The 16,500-nt window shown below is 60.1% G+C and carries 15 protein-coding genes and 1 pseudogene; 2 read left to right on the top strand and 14 right to left on the bottom strand.

All coding sequences use genetic code 11. The features are described from left to right. Nucleotides 1-51 precede the first annotated feature (51 nt). Nucleotides 52-1,713, top strand: a complete 1,662-nt coding sequence (locus ACR3E6_RS06905) for a U32 family peptidase (RefSeq protein ID WP_480486436.1) — start codon at nt 52-54, stop codon at nt 1,711-1,713. A 6-nt stretch (nt 1,714-1,719) separates the two neighbouring features. Here the strand turns inward: ACR3E6_RS06905 and ACR3E6_RS06900 are convergent, their stop codons facing one another. The 4 genes from ACR3E6_RS06900 to ACR3E6_RS06885 all read right to left on the bottom strand — a co-directional run bounded on the left by ACR3E6_RS06900 (nt 1,720) and on the right by ACR3E6_RS06885 (nt 4,777). Beyond that, nucleotides 1,720-2,337 carry a cytochrome P460 family protein gene (locus ACR3E6_RS06900; protein ID WP_171724874.1) on the bottom strand — a complete coding sequence of 206 codons (618 nt, stop codon included), beginning with the start codon at nt 2,335-2,337 and terminating at the stop codon, nt 1,720-1,722. 285 nt (nt 2,338-2,622) lie between these two features. Beyond that, nucleotides 2,623-3,810, bottom strand: coding sequence for a dual-specificity RNA methyltransferase RlmN (rlmN, locus tag ACR3E6_RS06895; protein ID WP_171638614.1), 1,188 nt, complete (start codon nt 3,808-3,810; stop codon nt 2,623-2,625). Between the two features lie 117 nt (nt 3,811-3,927). Continuing rightward, a complete protein-coding gene (locus tag ACR3E6_RS06890; RefSeq protein WP_171638615.1) occupies nt 3,928-4,098 on the bottom strand; it encodes a hypothetical protein in 171 nt (56 codons plus the stop codon). Nucleotides 4,099-4,240: 142 nt separating this feature from the next. Further along, the gene (locus ACR3E6_RS06885) at nt 4,241-4,777 is read right to left on the bottom strand and encodes an invasion associated locus B family protein (RefSeq protein ID WP_171638616.1); all 537 of its coding nucleotides are present in this window, start codon (nt 4,775-4,777) and stop codon (nt 4,241-4,243) included. A gap of 179 nt (nt 4,778-4,956) precedes the next feature. Between ACR3E6_RS06885 and ACR3E6_RS06880 the strand changes: the two genes are divergently transcribed. After that, nucleotides 4,957-5,955, top strand: coding sequence for an asparaginase (locus ACR3E6_RS06880; RefSeq protein WP_480486433.1), 999 nt, complete (start codon nt 4,957-4,959; stop codon nt 5,953-5,955). Nucleotides 5,956-5,960: 5 nt separating this feature from the next. Here the strand turns inward: ACR3E6_RS06880 and ACR3E6_RS06875 are convergent, their stop codons facing one another. From ACR3E6_RS06875 to gcvT, 10 genes and pseudogenes are all read right to left on the bottom strand, one after another. After that, the gene (locus tag ACR3E6_RS06875; RefSeq protein ID WP_171638618.1) at nt 5,961-6,281 is read right to left on the bottom strand and encodes a YciI family protein; all 321 of its coding nucleotides are present in this window, start codon (nt 6,279-6,281) and stop codon (nt 5,961-5,963) included. A 22-nt stretch (nt 6,282-6,303) separates the two neighbouring features. Then, on the bottom strand, nt 6,304-6,732 hold the full coding sequence (locus tag ACR3E6_RS06870; RefSeq protein ID WP_171724872.1) for an SRPBCC family protein: 429 nt from the start codon (nt 6,730-6,732) through the stop codon (nt 6,304-6,306). Beyond that, a complete protein-coding gene (locus ACR3E6_RS06865; RefSeq protein WP_171724871.1) occupies nt 6,720-7,049 on the bottom strand; it encodes an ArsR/SmtB family transcription factor in 330 nt (109 codons plus the stop codon). Before ACR3E6_RS06865 ends, ACR3E6_RS06870 begins: the two co-directional genes overlap by 13 nt. Before the next feature lie 41 nt (nt 7,050-7,090). After that, complete coding sequence (gene serB / locus ACR3E6_RS06860) at nt 7,091-7,969, bottom strand: phosphoserine phosphatase SerB (RefSeq protein WP_480486430.1); 879 nt, start codon at nt 7,967-7,969, stop codon at nt 7,091-7,093. A 37-nt stretch (nt 7,970-8,006) separates the two neighbouring features. Beyond that, a complete protein-coding gene (locus ACR3E6_RS06855; protein ID WP_480486428.1) occupies nt 8,007-8,735 on the bottom strand; it encodes a metallophosphoesterase in 729 nt (242 codons plus the stop codon). A 119-nt stretch (nt 8,736-8,854) separates the two neighbouring features. Continuing rightward, a complete protein-coding gene (serA, locus tag ACR3E6_RS06850) occupies nt 8,855-10,450 on the bottom strand; it encodes a phosphoglycerate dehydrogenase (RefSeq protein ID WP_171638623.1) in 1,596 nt (531 codons plus the stop codon). 64 nt (nt 10,451-10,514) lie between these two features. Continuing rightward, a complete protein-coding gene (locus ACR3E6_RS06845; RefSeq protein WP_171638624.1) occupies nt 10,515-11,669 on the bottom strand; it encodes a phosphoserine transaminase in 1,155 nt (384 codons plus the stop codon). A 194-nt stretch (nt 11,670-11,863) separates the two neighbouring features. Next, a pseudogene (gene gcvP, locus ACR3E6_RS06840) lies at nt 11,864-14,718 on the bottom strand (aminomethyl-transferring glycine dehydrogenase). Nucleotides 14,719-14,862: 144 nt separating this feature from the next. Continuing rightward, nucleotides 14,863-15,228 carry a glycine cleavage system protein GcvH gene (gene gcvH / locus ACR3E6_RS06835; RefSeq protein WP_171638644.1) on the bottom strand — a complete coding sequence of 122 codons (366 nt, stop codon included), beginning with the start codon at nt 15,226-15,228 and terminating at the stop codon, nt 14,863-14,865. A gap of 17 nt (nt 15,229-15,245) precedes the next feature. Then, nucleotides 15,246-16,343, bottom strand: coding sequence for a glycine cleavage system aminomethyltransferase GcvT (gene gcvT / locus ACR3E6_RS06830; RefSeq protein ID WP_480488105.1), 1,098 nt, complete (start codon nt 16,341-16,343; stop codon nt 15,246-15,248). Nucleotides 16,344-16,500: the final 157 nt, after the last annotated feature.

Here is a 16,500-nt window from a genome sequence, read left to right as displayed (position 1 = left end):
CTCGAAACATTTGGATTAGAAGGCCGGCTTGATCCTTTGACAGGTGGCGCCATGACCCAGTCCAGATCTGAATTGCTGATGCCTGCGGGCAATCTGCGCAAGCTGAAACTCGCTGTCCTTTACGGGGCGGATGCGGTGTATCTGGGCACGCCCGATATGTCGCTGCGCACGAAATCCGAGTTTTCGCTGGAAGAGGTGATCGAGGGCGTCGAGTTCTGCCACAGCCATGGCCGGCGCGCCTATCTGACGCTGAACCTGTTCTCGCACAACAAGGACATCCCGAAGCTGGACGAATATATCGACACTGTCCGCAAAGTGCAGCCGGACGGGTTGATCATCGCCGACCCCGGCGTGTTCCAGTACGTGCGCGACCGCGCGCCGGAACTGCCGCTGCACATCTCGACCCAGGCCAATATCTGTTCCTGGCTGTCGGTGAAGTTCTGGCAGGATCAGGGCGCGGAACTGGTGGTTCTGGCGCGCGAGGTTTCCTACCCCGAACTGGTGGAAATCCGCGAAAAATGCCCCGACATCAAGCTCGAGGCCTTCGTCCACGGGGCCATGTGCATGACCTATTCGGGCCGTTGCCTGCTGTCGAATTTCATGGCGGAACGTGGCGCCAACCAGGGCAACTGCGCCAACTCCTGCCGCTGGAACTATGCGCTGAAACTGCGCCTGAAGGATGGCACACATCAGGAATTGCGCATCACCGAAGAAAACGCCGACCTGTTCGAATTCCTGCTGGAAGAAGGCTGCCGCCCCGGCGATCTGATGCCGATCGAGGAAGACGACCGCGGTTCCTACATCCTCAATTCGCGCGATCTGTGCATCATGCCCAAGCTGGACGAATACCTGAAGATCGGGGTCGACAGCCTCAAGGTCGAGGGGCGCGGCAAGTCGGAATACTACGCCGCCATCGTCGCGCGCGCCTATCGCATGGCCATCGACGATTACTATGCCGACCCCCAGAACTGGGACCCGAAACCCTATATGCGCGAGTTGGAGACCGTGGGAAACCGCGGCTATACGCTGGCCTTCCACGAGGGGCGTCTGACCAACTACGCCCATGATTACGAGCACACGGCGTCCATCGCGCAATGGGAATATGCCGGGATCGTCACCGAAGTGACCCAGGATGCCTTTCTGGTCGAGGTAAAGAACAAGCTGGAACCCGGCGATGTGCTGGATTTCGTCTCGCCCATCTCGCGCGAGACGGTTCTGCTGAGGGTCTATGATTTCGAACGCGCATCCGATGGTGCGCGGATGGACGTAGTGCATGGCAGCACCAAAACAGTGATCCGCCTGCCCTTCACCCTGTTCGACCACGAGGATATCGACGATCTGCGCGCCCGGTTCCCCGCCTATTCCGTTCTGCGCAAGGAACGCGCCCTGACTGACGAACACTGGAGCCGCATCCGCTTTGACAAGCTGGTGCAGGGTTTGGAAACCTCGGGCCGTGACAACCCTGGCGCCTATGCCCGCCGTCGCGACGCCTTGGTTGAAAAGATCGGCGAAGACGGCAACGAACGCCGTTTCAAAACCAACCGCATCGGCACCGAGGGTTGCTGTGGCAAAGGTTGCAACGGCTGCTTGATTTTCTGGCAGGACGACAAATACGCGCTGGCCCGTGAAGTTTTGTCAAAGCGCAAGCAGGGCGAACAACTCAGCCGCCGTGAGGCGACGGAACTGAAGCTGCCGGGCGCACAACAAGCCTGAGCCGGCTCAGTCGCGTGTTCGATACTCTTCCGGCACGTAAAACGTATAGTCCCGATCTGCCACCTGTTCGTGGCAGACATGGCAATAGGCCACGGCACCGGCGCGGTCGCCCATAGTGTCCCCAAAGACCGAGCCGTCCGGCAAGACCATGATGTAACGCCAATCCGCCGTGTCCGGGCTGGCATCTTCTGCCAGTTTCTCCATTACGAACATGGCACCGGGATGCACGTGACCTTCATCCGTCACGGTCATGCTGTCCTTGGCAAGAACCGACCCCATGGGAAGTTCTTCACCTTCCTGCAACGTCGCGTAGTTATGCGCCATGCGATTGGCGTAGCTGTTCACATACCTTTGCCCGTGGGTTGCCGAAATATAGGGCGCATCGTTGAAAATCGGCCAGCTTTGGTAGTTGAGGATCAGGTCCAGTTGCGCCACGGCGTAGCCACGCGCCATGCGGCGATTGAGGGATCGGTAGTGTTCCAAAGCCTCTTGTTTGCTCAACTCGGCAGGGTTTTCGATTGCAATATGAGCGTCCTGGCCGTCAGCAAAGGCCAAGCCTGAACCCGAGACGATAGCAAGCGCAGCGGCACCAAAACGGATGATCGAAAAAGAACTTGCATTCATAATCGTGGCCCACCTGAAATTCAGTTCACCTGAGCGCTTTCTGCACCACTTGGAACAGTCTAGCGGAATCGCAAAAACTTGCCATCTCTGACCCGGACACCTCACCGGCTTGTGCATCGAATTGAAGAGGCAAATTCAGCGACGGGCACGAGAAATATAGCAAATCATGCATGTAGTTTCAGCATCTGAAACATTAAGTTTGAACAAAACAATTGTGACGTGCAGACAAGACCAGAAAACACTTAAGGCGCGATCCGATCAAGCCTGGCCCAGATGGACCAAACCCTATCGGCTCAGACCCGTTTCGGCCTCGATTTGTTTGCGTGATTTGCGCGCCCGTTCGGTCGCCGACTTCAACTGACCGCAAGCCGCCATGATGTCCTCACCGCGTGTCTTGCGGATGGGCGAGGCATAGCCGGCCTGATAGATGATGTTGGCGAAGGCGCGGATGCGGTTGTTCGAGCTGCGCTTGTACGGTGCGCCGGGCCATTCGTTGAACGGGATCAGGTTGATCTTGGCCGGAATGTTGTGTCGCTTGATGTGATCGATCAAACGATGCGCATCTTCGTCACTGTCATTCACACCATCCAGCATCACATATTCAAACGTGATCCGTTCAGAGTTCGAAGCATTCGGATAGCTGGCCAAAGCGGTCAGCAGTTCCTCGATATTCCAACGTTTGTTGATGGGCACAAGAACGTCGCGGGTTTCGTCCGTAGTGGCGTGGAACGAGATCGCCAGCAGGCACCCGATTTCCTCGGCGGTGCGCGCGATCTCGGGCACCACGCCCGAGGTCGACAGAGTAATCCGCCGGCGCGACAGAGAAATGCCCTCGGGGTCCATGGCGATCTTCATCGCGTCGCGCACGTTTTCGAAATTGTAAAGCGGCTCGCCCATTCCCATCAGAACGATGTTCGACAGCAGGCGGGTTTCGTCCTTAGGTGCGCCGGGGGTTGGCCATTCTTCAAGATCGTCGCGCGCCATCATGATTTGGCCAACGATTTCGGCGGATGTCAGGTTTCGTACAAGTTTTTGAGTGCCGGTATGACAAAACGAACAGGTCAGCGTACAGCCCACCTGAGACGAGATACACAGCGTGCCGCGATCTTCCTCGGGGATGTAGACCACCTCGACCTCATGCCCGCCGGCGATACGGCACAGGTATTTGCGGGTGCCGTCCTCGGACACCTGACGTGTGACCACCTCGGGGATTTCGATCACGAAGTGCTCGGCCAGTTGAGCGCGATAAGCCTTTGCCAGATTGGTCATCTTTGCAAAGTCGCGCACGCCCCATTGGTAGATCCATTGCCAGATCTGACCGGTGCGCATCTTGGCCTGTTTCTCGGGCGTGCCGTGTTCAATCAAGGTTTCGCGCAAACGGTCGCGCGTAAGGCCGACGAGGTTGATCTTCCCGTCGGGCAGTTTGCGCGGGATGGTCATGACGTCTTGGGTGATCGGCGCTTTGGGCGACATTGGCGTATCTCGACGGAATCGGGCTTGGGATGCGCCTCTATATAGGAACCTGCGCAAAGATCAAAAGGTTTCCTAAGCCGGCAGGCCCGGCACGATGAACATACCGGGCCTTTTTGATCAGTTTACCGGCGGCGGTGTGTAGCAATCACTGGCGTCCAGGGTCTGAACCGGATCTTCCGGGCCACATTGCTCGCCCGATATCGGGTAGGTTTCAGCATTCTTCTCGCAAGCGCTCAGCACAGCGGCGGATGCGACCAGAACCAGAGTGATCCAAGTTTTCTGTTTCATCACGATGTCCTCTCTAAGTGGCTAAACCACTTAGTTCACATTGCCGAACGCGAAACTTTGATGCGGATCAAAACTGGCAGATGACCATACGTTAAAAGCCCCGCGACCAGGCGGGGCCTTTTCAACAATCGGCGCGATAAGATCAGTTGGTGCAGCGCTTCTCAGCGTCTTCAATCGCTGCGGTAAAGCCCAGCAGCGAGAAGGTGTCTTTCGTCTGCGTCCCACGCTCGGACCGGGCGGTCAGAACAGCCTCGGTTCCGCGCTTCAGGGCGGTGATGATCTTGGCATCATCCGCATCCGACGCGGCCCAGGCCCATTCGCCTTCTGTGAACAGTTCGAACTCGGTCCCGTCCACATTCAGGTTCACCGTCGAACCCGCGGCAAACGGGTAGCCGCCAGTAAAGGTCAATTGGCCTTTGACCTCGGCATTCGGGCGATAGAACACAAACAGCAGGATATCGCTGCGCCGTACGGAAACCACACGTCCACCGCGGGTGTTTACAGTTTCTTTGGGTGCCGAGACGCTCCAGCATTCGGTGGGATCGTCTTCGACAAAAACGCTCCAATCCGTTTTTGCAGCAACGCGGTTGGTGCTTGTCGCCTGTTGGGCGATTGCAGATGTTGCTGCGATGCCTGCCATACACAGGCCCGCTATCGTGCGAACGAGCATTGATCCCATTTGTCCAGCCTCCTAGCTCGACCCTTACCTCATACCCATCGGACACGTCTGCGAACCCTGCCGGTTCGTCTATTCGTTTGCGTCTTCCGATGATTGCCGACATACACACACTAACGCAGGTTTCGCCACAGGCGAAAGGGCGATTGGCAGAATTTTGCGCATAAATTTCGGAGGTCCAGATGACGCAGCCCATACCCATGACAGAACTTTGGCGCGGCCCTCTGCTGGAAAGTCTGCATCTGGGTCATGCGGTTATTTGCGATGACACGGGCCAGATCGTGCGCAGTTGGGGCGACCCGCAATCCGTCATATACCCGCGGTCATCCGCCAAGATGATTCAAGCGCTTCCGTTGGTCACATCAGGGGCGGCGGCGAAATACGGTCTGACCAGCGAACACCTCGCGTTGGCCTGCGCCTCGCATAACGGGGCGGCGATCCACACGGATCGCGTGACGGCGTGGCTGGACCATCTGGGGTTGAACGAGCACGATCTGCGGTGCGGCCCACAGGAGCCCGCCGACACCGCCGCGCGCGACCGGCTGATTTTGGCGGACGACACGCCTTGCCAGATCCACAACAATTGTTCCGGCAAGCATTGCGGCTTTCTGACTCTGGCACAGCATATGGGCGCCGGGCCGGAATACCTTGAAATTGATCATCCGGTGCAACAAGCCTGCCTATCTGCCGTCGAAGAAACAACGGCCGAGACCAGCCCGGCATACGGCACCGATGGCTGTTCCGCCCCGAATTTCGCCACATCGCTTTTCGGTTTGGCACGTTCGATGGCTTGGTTTGCTTCAGCCGCAGACCGGTCCGACCGCTCCAGCGATGCAGCGATGCAGCTGGTGGCCGCGATGGTGAAACACCCGGAACTGGTTGCCGGTGAGACCCGGGCCTGCACCGAACTGATGCGCGCCATGAACGGGCGCGTCGCCATCAAGACCGGGGCCGAGGCGGTGTTTGTGGCCATCATCCCGGAAAAACGCATGGGCGTTGCGCTGAAGATCACCGATGGCACCACACGGGCCAGCGAATGCGCCATCGCCGCTATTCTGGTGAGCCTTGGTGTGCTGGAGGCCGATCACCCGGCCACCCGCAAATTCATGAACGCCACGCAATACAGCCGCCGGGGGCTGGAATGCGGCGTGATCAAACCTGCGCCGGGTTTCCCCGGCTAAGGCCACTACATCTCGATCTCGTGCACCTCGGCCACTTCAACCGAGCCTGTGCCATTGACGACCATCGGACAGCCCTTGGCCATCTCGGTCGCAGCATCGATACTGTCAGCTTTGATCACCGTGAAGCCCGAGGCCGGGTTTGCGCCGCCGTTATCGACCACTCCGTTGTTGCTGACGGTGTAAGACTGCCCCACCGGGTTTCCGGGGATATCGAGGGCGTCTCCCATATCCTGAAACCAGGCGCCCCAGGCGGCCATGGTCGCCTCGATCTCGGCGGGGTCGGTCGGGGTGTGTCCCCCGTGATAAACAAACAAATATTGGGGCATATCGCTCCTCCCTGATGAAACCTTATTTGCACTTCGCTTCGAGTTTGCGCAGCGAAGACGTCCAGCCCTGATTGTGGTTCGCGGCTGCTTCGGCATCGGCCAGTTCGCGGTGGTCCAAAACCAGGCGCGACCCCGTGCCTGTCGCTTTGACTGTGAAGGTGACGTGGCTTTCGGCCCCGCGCTGATCCTGATCGTCATGCCAGCCCCAGGTAAACCCCACCGAGTTTGGAGGGTCGACATGCGTGACGTGGCCCGAGACCTTGTATTGCTGGCCCTCGCCGTTTTCCATGACCGAATACCACGGGCCGGTGCGCGAGAAATCCAGATTGTGTTCAGGCACGTGCATCCCTTCGGGGCCCCACCATTGCAACAACCGGCTGCCGTCACTGATCCATGCAAACAGGTCCTCTGGGCTGACGGGGAAATCCCGTTCCAGTTTCAGGTCGGCCATGAATTCTCCCTTTCGATGATATCACTGAGGCGATCAAGGCTGCTTTCCCAGAATTGCCGTTTGGAGATCGTCCAGTCGGCAATCATACGCAGCCCGTCGGACCGGATGGAGTACATCCGTTGGGTGCCCCGCACACGCTGCTGCACCAACCCGGCCTCGCGCAGCACCTTGAGGTGGCGCGAAATCGCGGCGCCGGACATGCCGCGCCCTTCGATCAGTTCACCAGCGGGCAGTTCGCCCTGCTCCATCAGTTGCTCGACAATCGAGAACCGGGTGGCATCAGACAAAGCGGAAAAGGTGGTCAGAAGCGTGCTCATGACTTCTATTTAACATAAATGTTAAATAATGAAAAGCCCTGTCAGGATTCGGCGAAATCCGCGCGACTGTACCCTTGTAGATAAAGCAGTGCCGTCAGGTCGCCGTGATTCACCCGCACATCACATTGTGCGGCCACCGACGGTTTGGCATGAAGGGCAACCCCGGTCCCGGCCCGGCCAAGCATTCCAAGGTCATTGGCCCCGTCACCCACGGCAATCACATCACTTTCCGACAGGCCCCGACGCGTTGAAATCTGCGCCAGCGCTTCGACCTTGGCCTGACGCCCCAGAATAGGACGCGCGACGTCTCCGGTCAGCTTGCCATCTTCCGCCAGCAAAGTGTTGGCACGGTTTTCATCGAACTCCAAAAGCTCTGCCACCCGCGCGGTAAAGGCCGTAAAGCCACCGGATACCAATGCTGTATAGGCCCCGTTGGCCCGCATCGTCGCCAGCAATTCCCTGCCTCCGGGCATCAGGGTGATCCGTTCGCGCAGGACTTTGCCGATGACGCTTTCATCCAGATCCTTCAGCAAACCAACCCGCTCGATCAGGGCACCTTCGAAATCCAGCTCTCCGTTCATGGCGCGGGCGGTGATGTCCTTGACCCTTTCGCCGACGCCAGCCTCATCCGCCAGTTCGTCAATGCATTCCTGCTGGATCATGGTGCTGTCCATATCGGCCAGCAGCATCTGTTTGCGCCGCCCCTGCGCAGGCTGCAAAATCAGGTCCACGCCCATACCCTGCAAGTCTGCCCAAACGTCCCAGCGATTGTCGGGGATGGCGTTCAACTCGAATTCTGCCGCCTCATCCGGGTTGAGCCAGAAGATGTCCCCGCCACCCCACGCATTGCGCAGTGACTCGGGTAATGCGCTGTCCAGCGAAGGCGCTGCCGGATTGGTCAGCAAAGTGGCGACATACATCTTCAATCTCCAAATTTTCTTGGCCGGGCGAGGTGATCTAGGGGGTCAACGGCAAACGGCCCTGATCGGTCAATTCCCAGCAGGTCTGCCCTTCGAACACCGCGACACCCACCGGGCGCCCATATCCGGCACCTGTGTCCAGATTGACGCGATTTCCATAATGCGTTGCCCGGTCTACCGGAGTATGACCATGCACGATCAGTTTGGGATGCGGACCCAGATGAGCATGAAAATCCTGCCTGATCCAGACCAGGTCGTTGTCCCCCTGCGCGTTGAGCGGCACGCCCGGGCGAATACCTGCGTGAACAAAGGCAAGCTCTGGCGTCTGATGCATCAGAACCAGATCTCGCAGAAAAGTCAGGTGCGATTTCGGCACCGCCGCCTGCGCCATCTGATGCAGATCTTCCAGACGAATCTGGCCTTCGAATTCCACGCCATAACTGCGCAGGGTCTCGACCCCACCCAGCCTTTCATGCAGCCAATGATACCCGACAAGCAAATGCGGATCGTGACGCGGCGTATCCTCCATGAACCAGGCGAACATGCGATCATGGTTGCCCAGCAGAGTGATCCAGTTCAGGCCCGCATCGCGCCCGGCAATCAGACGCTCGATCAGCCCGCGGCTGTCAGGGCCGCGATCCACGTAATCACCTAGAAACACGATCTGGGCGTCCGGGCCGCCATCACCCCGGATCAGAGACAGCGCGCGTTCCAGCTCGGCCACCTGCCCGTGCAGATCACCAACAACGTAGACAGGCTGTGTCATAGATCCTCCGACGGTAAGGTTCAGCTTGCTTGTGCCGCAGATTGCAGCCCGAGAAAACAAAGGACCCGGGCCTTCGGTCAACCGGGTCCCGAACTGTTTCTCAAACTCAACAGGCCTCGTCAGGTGACATCAAACTCCAGCGGCTTGATCTGCGTGAACAGACCCGTTTCCGCCAACTTGGCGCGTGCCTCGGCCGGAACGGGTTCGTCGACATAAAGCAACGCAATCGCTTCTCCTCCGGCCTCGGATCGACCAAGGGTAAAGTTCGCGATGTTGACGTTGTTCTCGCCCATGGTCTGCCCCAAAGCACCGATGATGCCCGGCACGTCTTCGTTGGTGGTGTAGAGCATATGGGCACCGACCTCGGCGTCGATATTGATGCCCTTGATCTGGATGAACCGCGGTTTGCCGTCGCTGAACACGGTGCCGCCGATAGAACGCTCGCGCTTGTCGGTCACAACGGTGACTTTGATATAGCCTTCGAAGGCACCCGATTTGTCCTGATTGGTGGTCGAGATCTTGATCCCACGTTCCTTGGCGACAACCGGGGCCGACACCATGTTCACCTCGGGGTTGAACTTTTTCATGATCCCGGCGACCACCGAGCAGTTCAACGCCGCCAGATTCATTTCAGCGGCCACACCATCATACAGGATATTGATCGCCTTGACCGGCTCATCCGTCATCTGGCCGATGAAGCTGCCCAGATGGCCGGCCAGCTTGATCCACGGCCCCATCACCTTGGCTTCTTCCGCCGTTACACTGGGCATGTTCAAAGCGTTCTCGACCGCACCTGTCAGCAGATAGTTCGAGATCTGCTCGGCCACTTGCAGCGCCACATTCTCCTGCGCTTCGGTCGTTGCTGCACCAAGATGCGGCGTGCAGACCACGTTGGGCAGATTGAACAGGGGGTTGTCCTTGGCGGGTTCCTCACCGAACACGTCAAACGCGGCGCCCGCAACGTGACCGGATTGCAGCGCCTCGGCCAAGGCCTCCTCATCGACCAGACCACCCCGAGCACAGTTGATGATGCGCACGCCTTTCTTGGTCTTGGCAAGGTTCTCACGGCTCAGAATATTGCGGGTCTGATCCGTCAGCGGCACGTGCAGGGTGATGAAGTCGGCGCGGGACAGCAACTCGTCCAGCTCTACCTTTTCCACGCCCATCTTGGCGGCTTTCTCTTCGCCCAGATAGGGATCATAGGCGATGACTTTCATCTTCAGGCCAAGCGCGCGCTCGCACACGATGCCACCGATGTTCCCCGCACCAATGACGCCGAGCGTCTTGTTGGTCAGCTCGATCCCCATGAACTTGGACTTTTCCCACTTGCCCGCATGGGTCGAAGTCGAGGCCTCGGGGATCTGCCGCGCCACGGCAAACATCATCGCAATGGCGTGTTCGGCAGTGGTGATCATGTTGCCGAATGGCGTGTTCATCACGATCACACCTTTTTTCGACGCTGCTTCCTTGTCGATATTGTCAGTGCCGATTCCGGCGCGGCCGATCACCTTCAGCTTGTCGGCTTTTTCGAGAATGGTCGGCGTGACCTTGGTGGCCGAGCGGATGGCAAGACCATCATACTGGCCGATCACCTCGGCCAACTTGTCCTTGTCCTTGCCCAGATCGGGCATGAAATCCACGTCGATGCCGCGATCACGGAAAATCTGAACGGCGGTTTCGCTGAGTTTGTCGGAAACGAGTACTTTGGGAGCCATGTTTGTGGTCCTTGAATGTATTGAGAGGTCCGGGCCGATGCGGCCCGGTGGAGATGGGATGCGATCAGGCGGCTTCTGTCTGCGCCGCGATTTCGGCCTCAAAGGCCCATGCTAGCCAAGGCAGCATCGCTTCGATGTCCGAGGTCTCGACCGTACCGCCGCACCAGATCCGCAAGCCCGCAGGCGCGTCGCGATAGGCACCGATGTCCAGCGCGATATTCTCGGACTCCAGCCGCTTGGCCACAGCCTTGGCAAAGCTTGCGCCGTCCTGAATTCGGGCGTCGGTGAATTTCAGACAGACGGATGTGTTCGACCGCGTCGCAGCGTCTGCGGCCAGGTTTTCGATCCAGTCGTTCCGGTCGCAGAACGCATGCACTGCATCGGCATTGGCGTTCGCGCGGGCTGTAAGGCCCTTCAGACCGCCCACCGAGCGCGCCCAATCCAGTGCAAACAGATAATCCTCAACCGCCAGCATCGACGGCGTGTTGATCGTCGCCCCGGTAAAGATGCCTTCGATCAGCTTGCCACCCTTGGTCAGGCGGAAAATCTTGGGCAGCGGCCATGCAGGGGTGTAGCTCTCCAGACGTTCAACGGCGCGCGGCGACAGGATCAGCATCCCATGCGCGGCCTCACCGCCCAGAACCTTCTGCCAGCTGAAGGTGGTCACATCCAGCTTGTCCCAGGGCAGGTCCATCGCAAAGGCAGCCGAGGTTGCGTCGCAGATCGTCAGACCCTGACGATCATCGGCGATCCAGTCGCCATTCGGCACGCGCACGCCCGAGGTGGTGCCATTCCACGTAAAGACCACGTCATTGGCGAAATCGACCGATGCCAGATCCACGATCTGTCCGTAATCGGCGGTCTTCACCTCGGCGTCGATCTTAAGCTGCTTGACCACATCGGTCACCCAACCGGACCCAAAGCTTTCCCACGCCAGCATCTCGACCTTGCGTTCGCCCAATAGCGACCAAAGAGCCATCTCAACCGCGCCCGTGTCCGAGGCGGGAACAATGCCGATCCTGTAATCTGCCGGAATGCCAAGCACCTCGCGCGTGCCTTCGATGGCCGCTTTCAGCTTGTCCTTGCCAACGGCGGCACGGTGCGAGCGTCCCAAGGCGGCATCGGCCAGTTTGGTCAGATCAAATGTGGGGGGTTTGGCGCAAGGGCCCGAGGAAAAACGCGGATTGGCCGGCCGCGTCGCCGGTTTTTGAGTGCTCATCTGTATTACCCTTCCAGATACACGCCCCTCGTTGGGGAGGGGTGTCCCACGCACAGAGCTATGGGCCCTTCGCACCCGCAGCAAGCGAAAAAGACGCTTCGCTGGGTAAAAACGACATCCAAAGAGGGCACAAATCAGAACATGAGTTTCCGATTGGCGAAAAACCCCGCCGAAACTCGGCGGGGTTGTTGCTGTTATTCCGCGGCGTCTGCGTATGCGTCCATTGGGGGGCATGTGCAGACGAGGTTTCTGTCACCGTATGCGTTGTCGACGCGGTTGACGGGGGACCAGTATTTGTCGACGCCCATGGAACCCGGCGGGAAGCAGGCCTGTTCGCGGGTGTAGGGGCGGTCCCAGTCGCCGACCAGATCGCGCACCGTGTGGGGGGCGTTTTTCAGCGGGTTGTTTTCCGCGTCGATCTTGCCGTCGATGATGTCCTGCGCTTCCGAGCGGATCGACAGCATGGCATCGCAGAAACGGTCCAGCTCGGCCATGGGTTCCGACCCGTGGGTTCCACCATCAGGGTGCCGGCCACCGGCCAGCTCATCGTTGGCGCGTGGAAGCCTGAATCGATCAGGCGTTTGGCCACGTCATCGACGGTGACATGCGCCTCGGCGTCCAGGGGCCGGGTGTCGAGGATGCATTCATGCGCCACACGCCCCGTTTCCGAGGTATAGAGGATCGGATAGGCATCCTTGAGCCGCGCCGCGATGTAGTTGGCGTTCAGGATCGCCACCTTGGTCGCCTGGGTCAGACCCGCGCCGCCCATCAGCAGCACATAGGCCCAGCTGACCGGCAGAATGGACGGAGACCCGAAGGGCGCCGCCGAGACCGGGCCCACGGCGGTGCCGTATTCCGGGTGCCCGGGCAGGTGCTCGGCCAGATGCGCCTTGACGCCGATCGGACCCATGCCGGGGCCGCCGCCGCCATGCGGGATGCAGAAGGTCTTGTGCAGGTTCAGGTGGCTGACATCGCCGCCGATGTCGCCGGGGCGCGACAGGCCCACCATGGCGTTCATGTTGGCGCCGTCGATATAGACCTGGCCGCCGTGGTCATGGGTGATCTGGCAGACCTCCTGCACGGTGGTCTCGAACACACCATGAGTGGACGGGTAGGTGATCATGCAGGCGGCCAGATGATCCGAGTGCTTTTCCGCCTTGGCGCGGAAGTCGGCGACATCGATATTGCCCTTGTCATCCGCCTGCACCGGCACGACCTGCCAGCCCACCATCTGCGCCGAGGCCGGGTTGGTGCCATGGGCCGAGGTCGGGATCAGGCAGACATTGCGGTGCCCTTCGCCGCGCGCAAAGTGATAGTTGCGGATGGTCAGCAGGCCCGCATATTCGCCCTGCGCGCCCGAGTTGGGCTGCTGGGAGATCGCGTCATAGCCGGTGATCTGGCACAGCTTGTCGTTCAGATCGGCGATCATCTCGTGATAGCCCTGCGCCTGATCTTCGGGGCAGAACGGGTGCAGATTGCCGAACTCGGGCCAGGTGACCGGGATCATCTCGATCGTGGCGTTCAGCTTCATGGTGCAGGACCCCAGCGGGATCATCGCCCGGTCCAGCGCCAGGTCGCGGTCGGCCAGACGACGCATATAGCGGGTGATCTCGGCCTCGGCCCGGTTCTGGTGGAAGATCGGGTGGGTCAGATAGGCGCTTTCACGCAGCGCATAATCCGGCAGGCGGTATTGCTTGTTCGAGCTGTCATCCTTGCGGTCGATGCCGAAGGCGCCCCAGACCGCCTCAATCGTCTCGGGGCGGGTCTGTTCGTCCAGGCTGATGCCGACGCGGGTGTCGCCCACCTTGCGCAGGTTGACGCCGCGCGCCACGGCGGCCTCCATCACCGTCTTCTGCAGATGGCCGACCTCGACCGTGATCGTGTCGAAGAACACCTCGGGTTCGACCGAGAAGCCCGCCTCTTCCAGGCCGGCGGCCAGGCGCGAGGTCTTGCGGTGCACCGACTGGGCAATCGCCTTGATGCCGTCGGGGCCGTGATAGACCGCATACATCGAAGCAATCACCGCCAGCAGCGCCTGCGCGGTGCAGACGTTCGAGTTCGCCTTCTCGCGGCGGATGTGCTGCTCGCGGGTCTGCAACGACAGGCGGTAGGCCTTGTTGCCGCGGCTGTCGATGGACACACCGATGATCCGGCCCGGCATGGATCGCTTCAGCTTGTCGGTGGTGGCCATGTAGGCGGCGTGCGGGCCGCCATAGCCCATCGGCACACCAAAGCGCTGGGTCGAGCCGATGGCAATGTCCGCGCCCATCTCGCCCGGTGACTTCAGCAGCGCCAGCGACAGGATGTCGGCGGCGACGATGGCGATGGCCTTGTGTTCATGCAGCGCCGCGATCTCGGCGGTGAAGTCGCGCACATGGCCATAGGTGCCCGGATACTGGAAGATCGCGCCGAATACCGCGCCCGCGTCCAGCTGATCCGGGTCGGCGACCTGCACGTCGATGCCCAGAGGCTCGGCCCGGGTCTTGATCACCGCGATGGTCTGCGGGTGGCAGTTCTTGTCAACGAAGAAGGCCGCGTTGTTGGCCTTGGACCGGCCGCCGCGCTTGGCCATCGCCATGGCTTCGGCCGCCGCGGTGGCTTCGTCCAGAAGCGAGGCGTTGGCCACATCGAGCCCGGTCAGGTCGCTGACCATGGTCTGGAAGTTCAACAGTGCCTCAAGACGGCCCTGGCTGATCTCGGGCTGGTACGGCGTATAGGCGGTGTACCAGGCCGGGTTTTCCAGGATGTTGCGCAGGATCGGCGCAGGCGTGGTGGTGCCGTAATAGCCCTGACCGATCAGCGAGGTCAGAACCTTGTTCTTCCCCGCCACCTGTTTCATGTGGAAAAGCGCATCGCGTTCCGTCATCGCCGGACCCCAGTCCAGCGGCTGTTTCTGCCGGATCGCCGGTGGGACGGTGGCGTCGATCAGCTCGTCCAGCGTCTTGAAGCCGATCACCTGCAGCATGTCGCGCATCTCGGTCGGGCTGGGACCGATATGGCGACGGTTGGCAAAATCATAGGCTTCGTAGTCGGTCAGTTTGAAGGCCATTGCAGCGCTCCCATGGATAGGTCAGGGCCGGCGGAGACTGCGGGAGCCTCCGGCGGGGATATTTCTTGCCAGATGAAGGGCGGGGCCCAAATTCGGCGGCATCAATTAATTCGATGGAGCCCCATGCCGGGACTCCGTTCGGGTTTACCCGATGAAGGCTTTGTATCCGGCTTCGTCCATCAGATCCTCGAGCTGCGACGCGTCACTGATCTTGATCTTGTAGATCCAGGCCTCGCCCTCGGGGTCGTCGTTCAGCGCGCCGGGATTGTCGGCCAGCGCCTCGTTCACCTCGACGATCTCACCATCGACCGGGGCATAGAGTTCCGAGGCCGCCTTGACGGATTCGATCACGCCGATCTCGCCGTCTTTCTCGAACTCGTCGCCCACTTCCTGCTGCTCGACAAACACCACCTCACCCAGCTGTTCAGCCGCGTGTTTGGTGATGCCCAGCGTGGCGGTGTCGCCTTCGACGCTCAGCCATTCATGTTCTTCGGAATAATAGGTTGCCATGCTTCTCTCTCCTGACTTCAACGCTTGTAATTCTGTTTGACGAAGGGCAGCGCCACGATCTGCGCCGGTTGCGCCTTGCCCCGGATGATCAGGTTCACCTTCTCGCCCGGCGCGCCATGGCCTTTGCTCACATAACCCATCGCAACCGGGCCGCCGACCGTGGGGCCAAAGCTGCCCGAGGTGATCTGACCGATGGTGTTACCCTCTAGGCATTGCACTTCCACGCCCTGACGCGCCGGCGCACGGCCGTCGGGCTTGATGCCCACCAGCTTGCGGGCTGCGCCCTCGGCCAGTTCGCGCTGGATACGCTCCGCCCCCGGAAAACCACCTTCTTCCTTGCGACGCTTCTGCATCGCCCAGCCGAGGCTGGCCTCGACCGGCGAGGTGCTCTGGTCGATGTCATTGCCATAGAGGCACAGCCCGGCCTCAAGCCGCAGGCTGTCGCGCGCGCCCAGACCCGCCGGGTCGCACTCCTCATGCGCCAGGAAGGCCCGTGTGATCTCGATCGCCTTATCCTCGGGGATCGAGATCTCGTACCCGTCCTCGCCGGTATAGCCCAGGCGCGAGATACGGCATTCGACACCCAGGATGTCGGCAATCGTGGTTTCCATGAACTTAAGATCGCGCGCCGCGGGGCAGAGCGCGCCCACCACATCTTCGGCCTTGGGGCCTTGCACGGCCACCAGCGCGCGGTCGAAGATCTCGGTCACCTCAACCCCGTCCAGATTGTCGCGCATATGCGGAATGTCCTGATGGCGCAGCGCCGCGTTCACCACCACAAAGTAGTGATCCCCCGCATTCGACACGATCAAATCGTCCATGATCCCGCCTTCGGCATTGGTGAAGAACCCGTACCGCGCCTTGCCTTCCTTCAGCGTCGCATAGGCCTGCGGGCACAGAGCTTCCAGCTTCTCACCCACATTCTCACCGCGCAGGATCACCTGACCCATGTGAGACACATCAAACAACGCCGCCTTCTCACGGCACTGCTTATGCTCTCCCATGATCCCCAAAGGATACTGAACAGGCATCTCCCAACCCGCAAAATCAACCATCTTGCCACCAAGTTCGACGTGAAGGTCATACAAGGGCGTGCGCTTCGGTGTGGTCATGATCCGGTCAACTTCCGATTATCCAAAGGTCAAAATGCATAACCGTCAGTCTGCCCCAAGCCGCATAGAATGCAATGATTCCACCCGGTTTTTAGTGAAACACCGATCCGTAGAAGAGGCGGTATACAGACGCATGCACCATGAATGTTCCTATAGGAAA

It is taken from the genome of Ruegeria sp. AL3 (assembly GCF_056536065.1).
Note: the sequence above shows the minus strand (reverse complement) of the source record. Positions and strands in the feature narration are given on the sequence as shown.

What these genes read in the sequence shown, in the direction of transcription:
- ACR3E6_RS06905 (WP_480486436.1), top strand. Translation starts at nt 52, where the DNA reads ATGACCCAGTCCAGATCTGAATTGCTGATGCCTGCGGGCAATCTGCGC.
- ACR3E6_RS06870 (WP_171724872.1), bottom strand. Translation starts at nt 6,732, where the DNA reads ATGGCCGACCTGAAACTGGAACGGGATTTCCCCGTCAGCCCAGAGGAC.
- ACR3E6_RS06865 (WP_171724871.1), bottom strand. Translation starts at nt 7,049, where the DNA reads ATGAGCACGCTTCTGACCACCTTTTCCGCTTTGTCTGATGCCACCCGG.
- ACR3E6_RS06875 (WP_171638618.1), bottom strand. Translation starts at nt 6,281, where the DNA reads ATGCCCCAATATTTGTTTGTTTATCACGGGGGACACACCCCGACCGAC.
- serA (WP_171638623.1), bottom strand. Translation starts at nt 10,450, where the DNA reads ATGGCTCCCAAAGTACTCGTTTCCGACAAACTCAGCGAAACCGCCGTT.
- rlmN (WP_171638614.1), bottom strand. Translation starts at nt 3,810, where the DNA reads ATGTCGCCCAAAGCGCCGATCACCCAAGACGTCATGACCATCCCGCGC.
- ACR3E6_RS06845 (WP_171638624.1), bottom strand. Translation starts at nt 11,669, where the DNA reads ATGAGCACTCAAAAACCGGCGACGCGGCCGGCCAATCCGCGTTTTTCC.
- ACR3E6_RS06885 (WP_171638616.1), bottom strand. Translation starts at nt 4,777, where the DNA reads ATGGGATCAATGCTCGTTCGCACGATAGCGGGCCTGTGTATGGCAGGC.
- serB (WP_480486430.1), bottom strand. Translation starts at nt 7,969, where the DNA reads ATGTATGTCGCCACTTTGCTGACCAATCCGGCAGCGCCTTCGCTGGAC.
- gcvH (WP_171638644.1), bottom strand. Translation starts at nt 15,228, where the DNA reads ATGGCAACCTATTATTCCGAAGAACATGAATGGCTGAGCGTCGAAGGC.
- ACR3E6_RS06890 (WP_171638615.1), bottom strand. Translation starts at nt 4,098, where the DNA reads ATGAAACAGAAAACTTGGATCACTCTGGTTCTGGTCGCATCCGCCGCT.
- ACR3E6_RS06880 (WP_480486433.1), top strand. Translation starts at nt 4,957, where the DNA reads ATGACGCAGCCCATACCCATGACAGAACTTTGGCGCGGCCCTCTGCTG.
- ACR3E6_RS06855 (WP_480486428.1), bottom strand. Translation starts at nt 8,735, where the DNA reads ATGACACAGCCTGTCTACGTTGTTGGTGATCTGCACGGGCAGGTGGCC.
- ACR3E6_RS06900 (WP_171724874.1), bottom strand. Translation starts at nt 2,337, where the DNA reads ATGAATGCAAGTTCTTTTTCGATCATCCGTTTTGGTGCCGCTGCGCTT.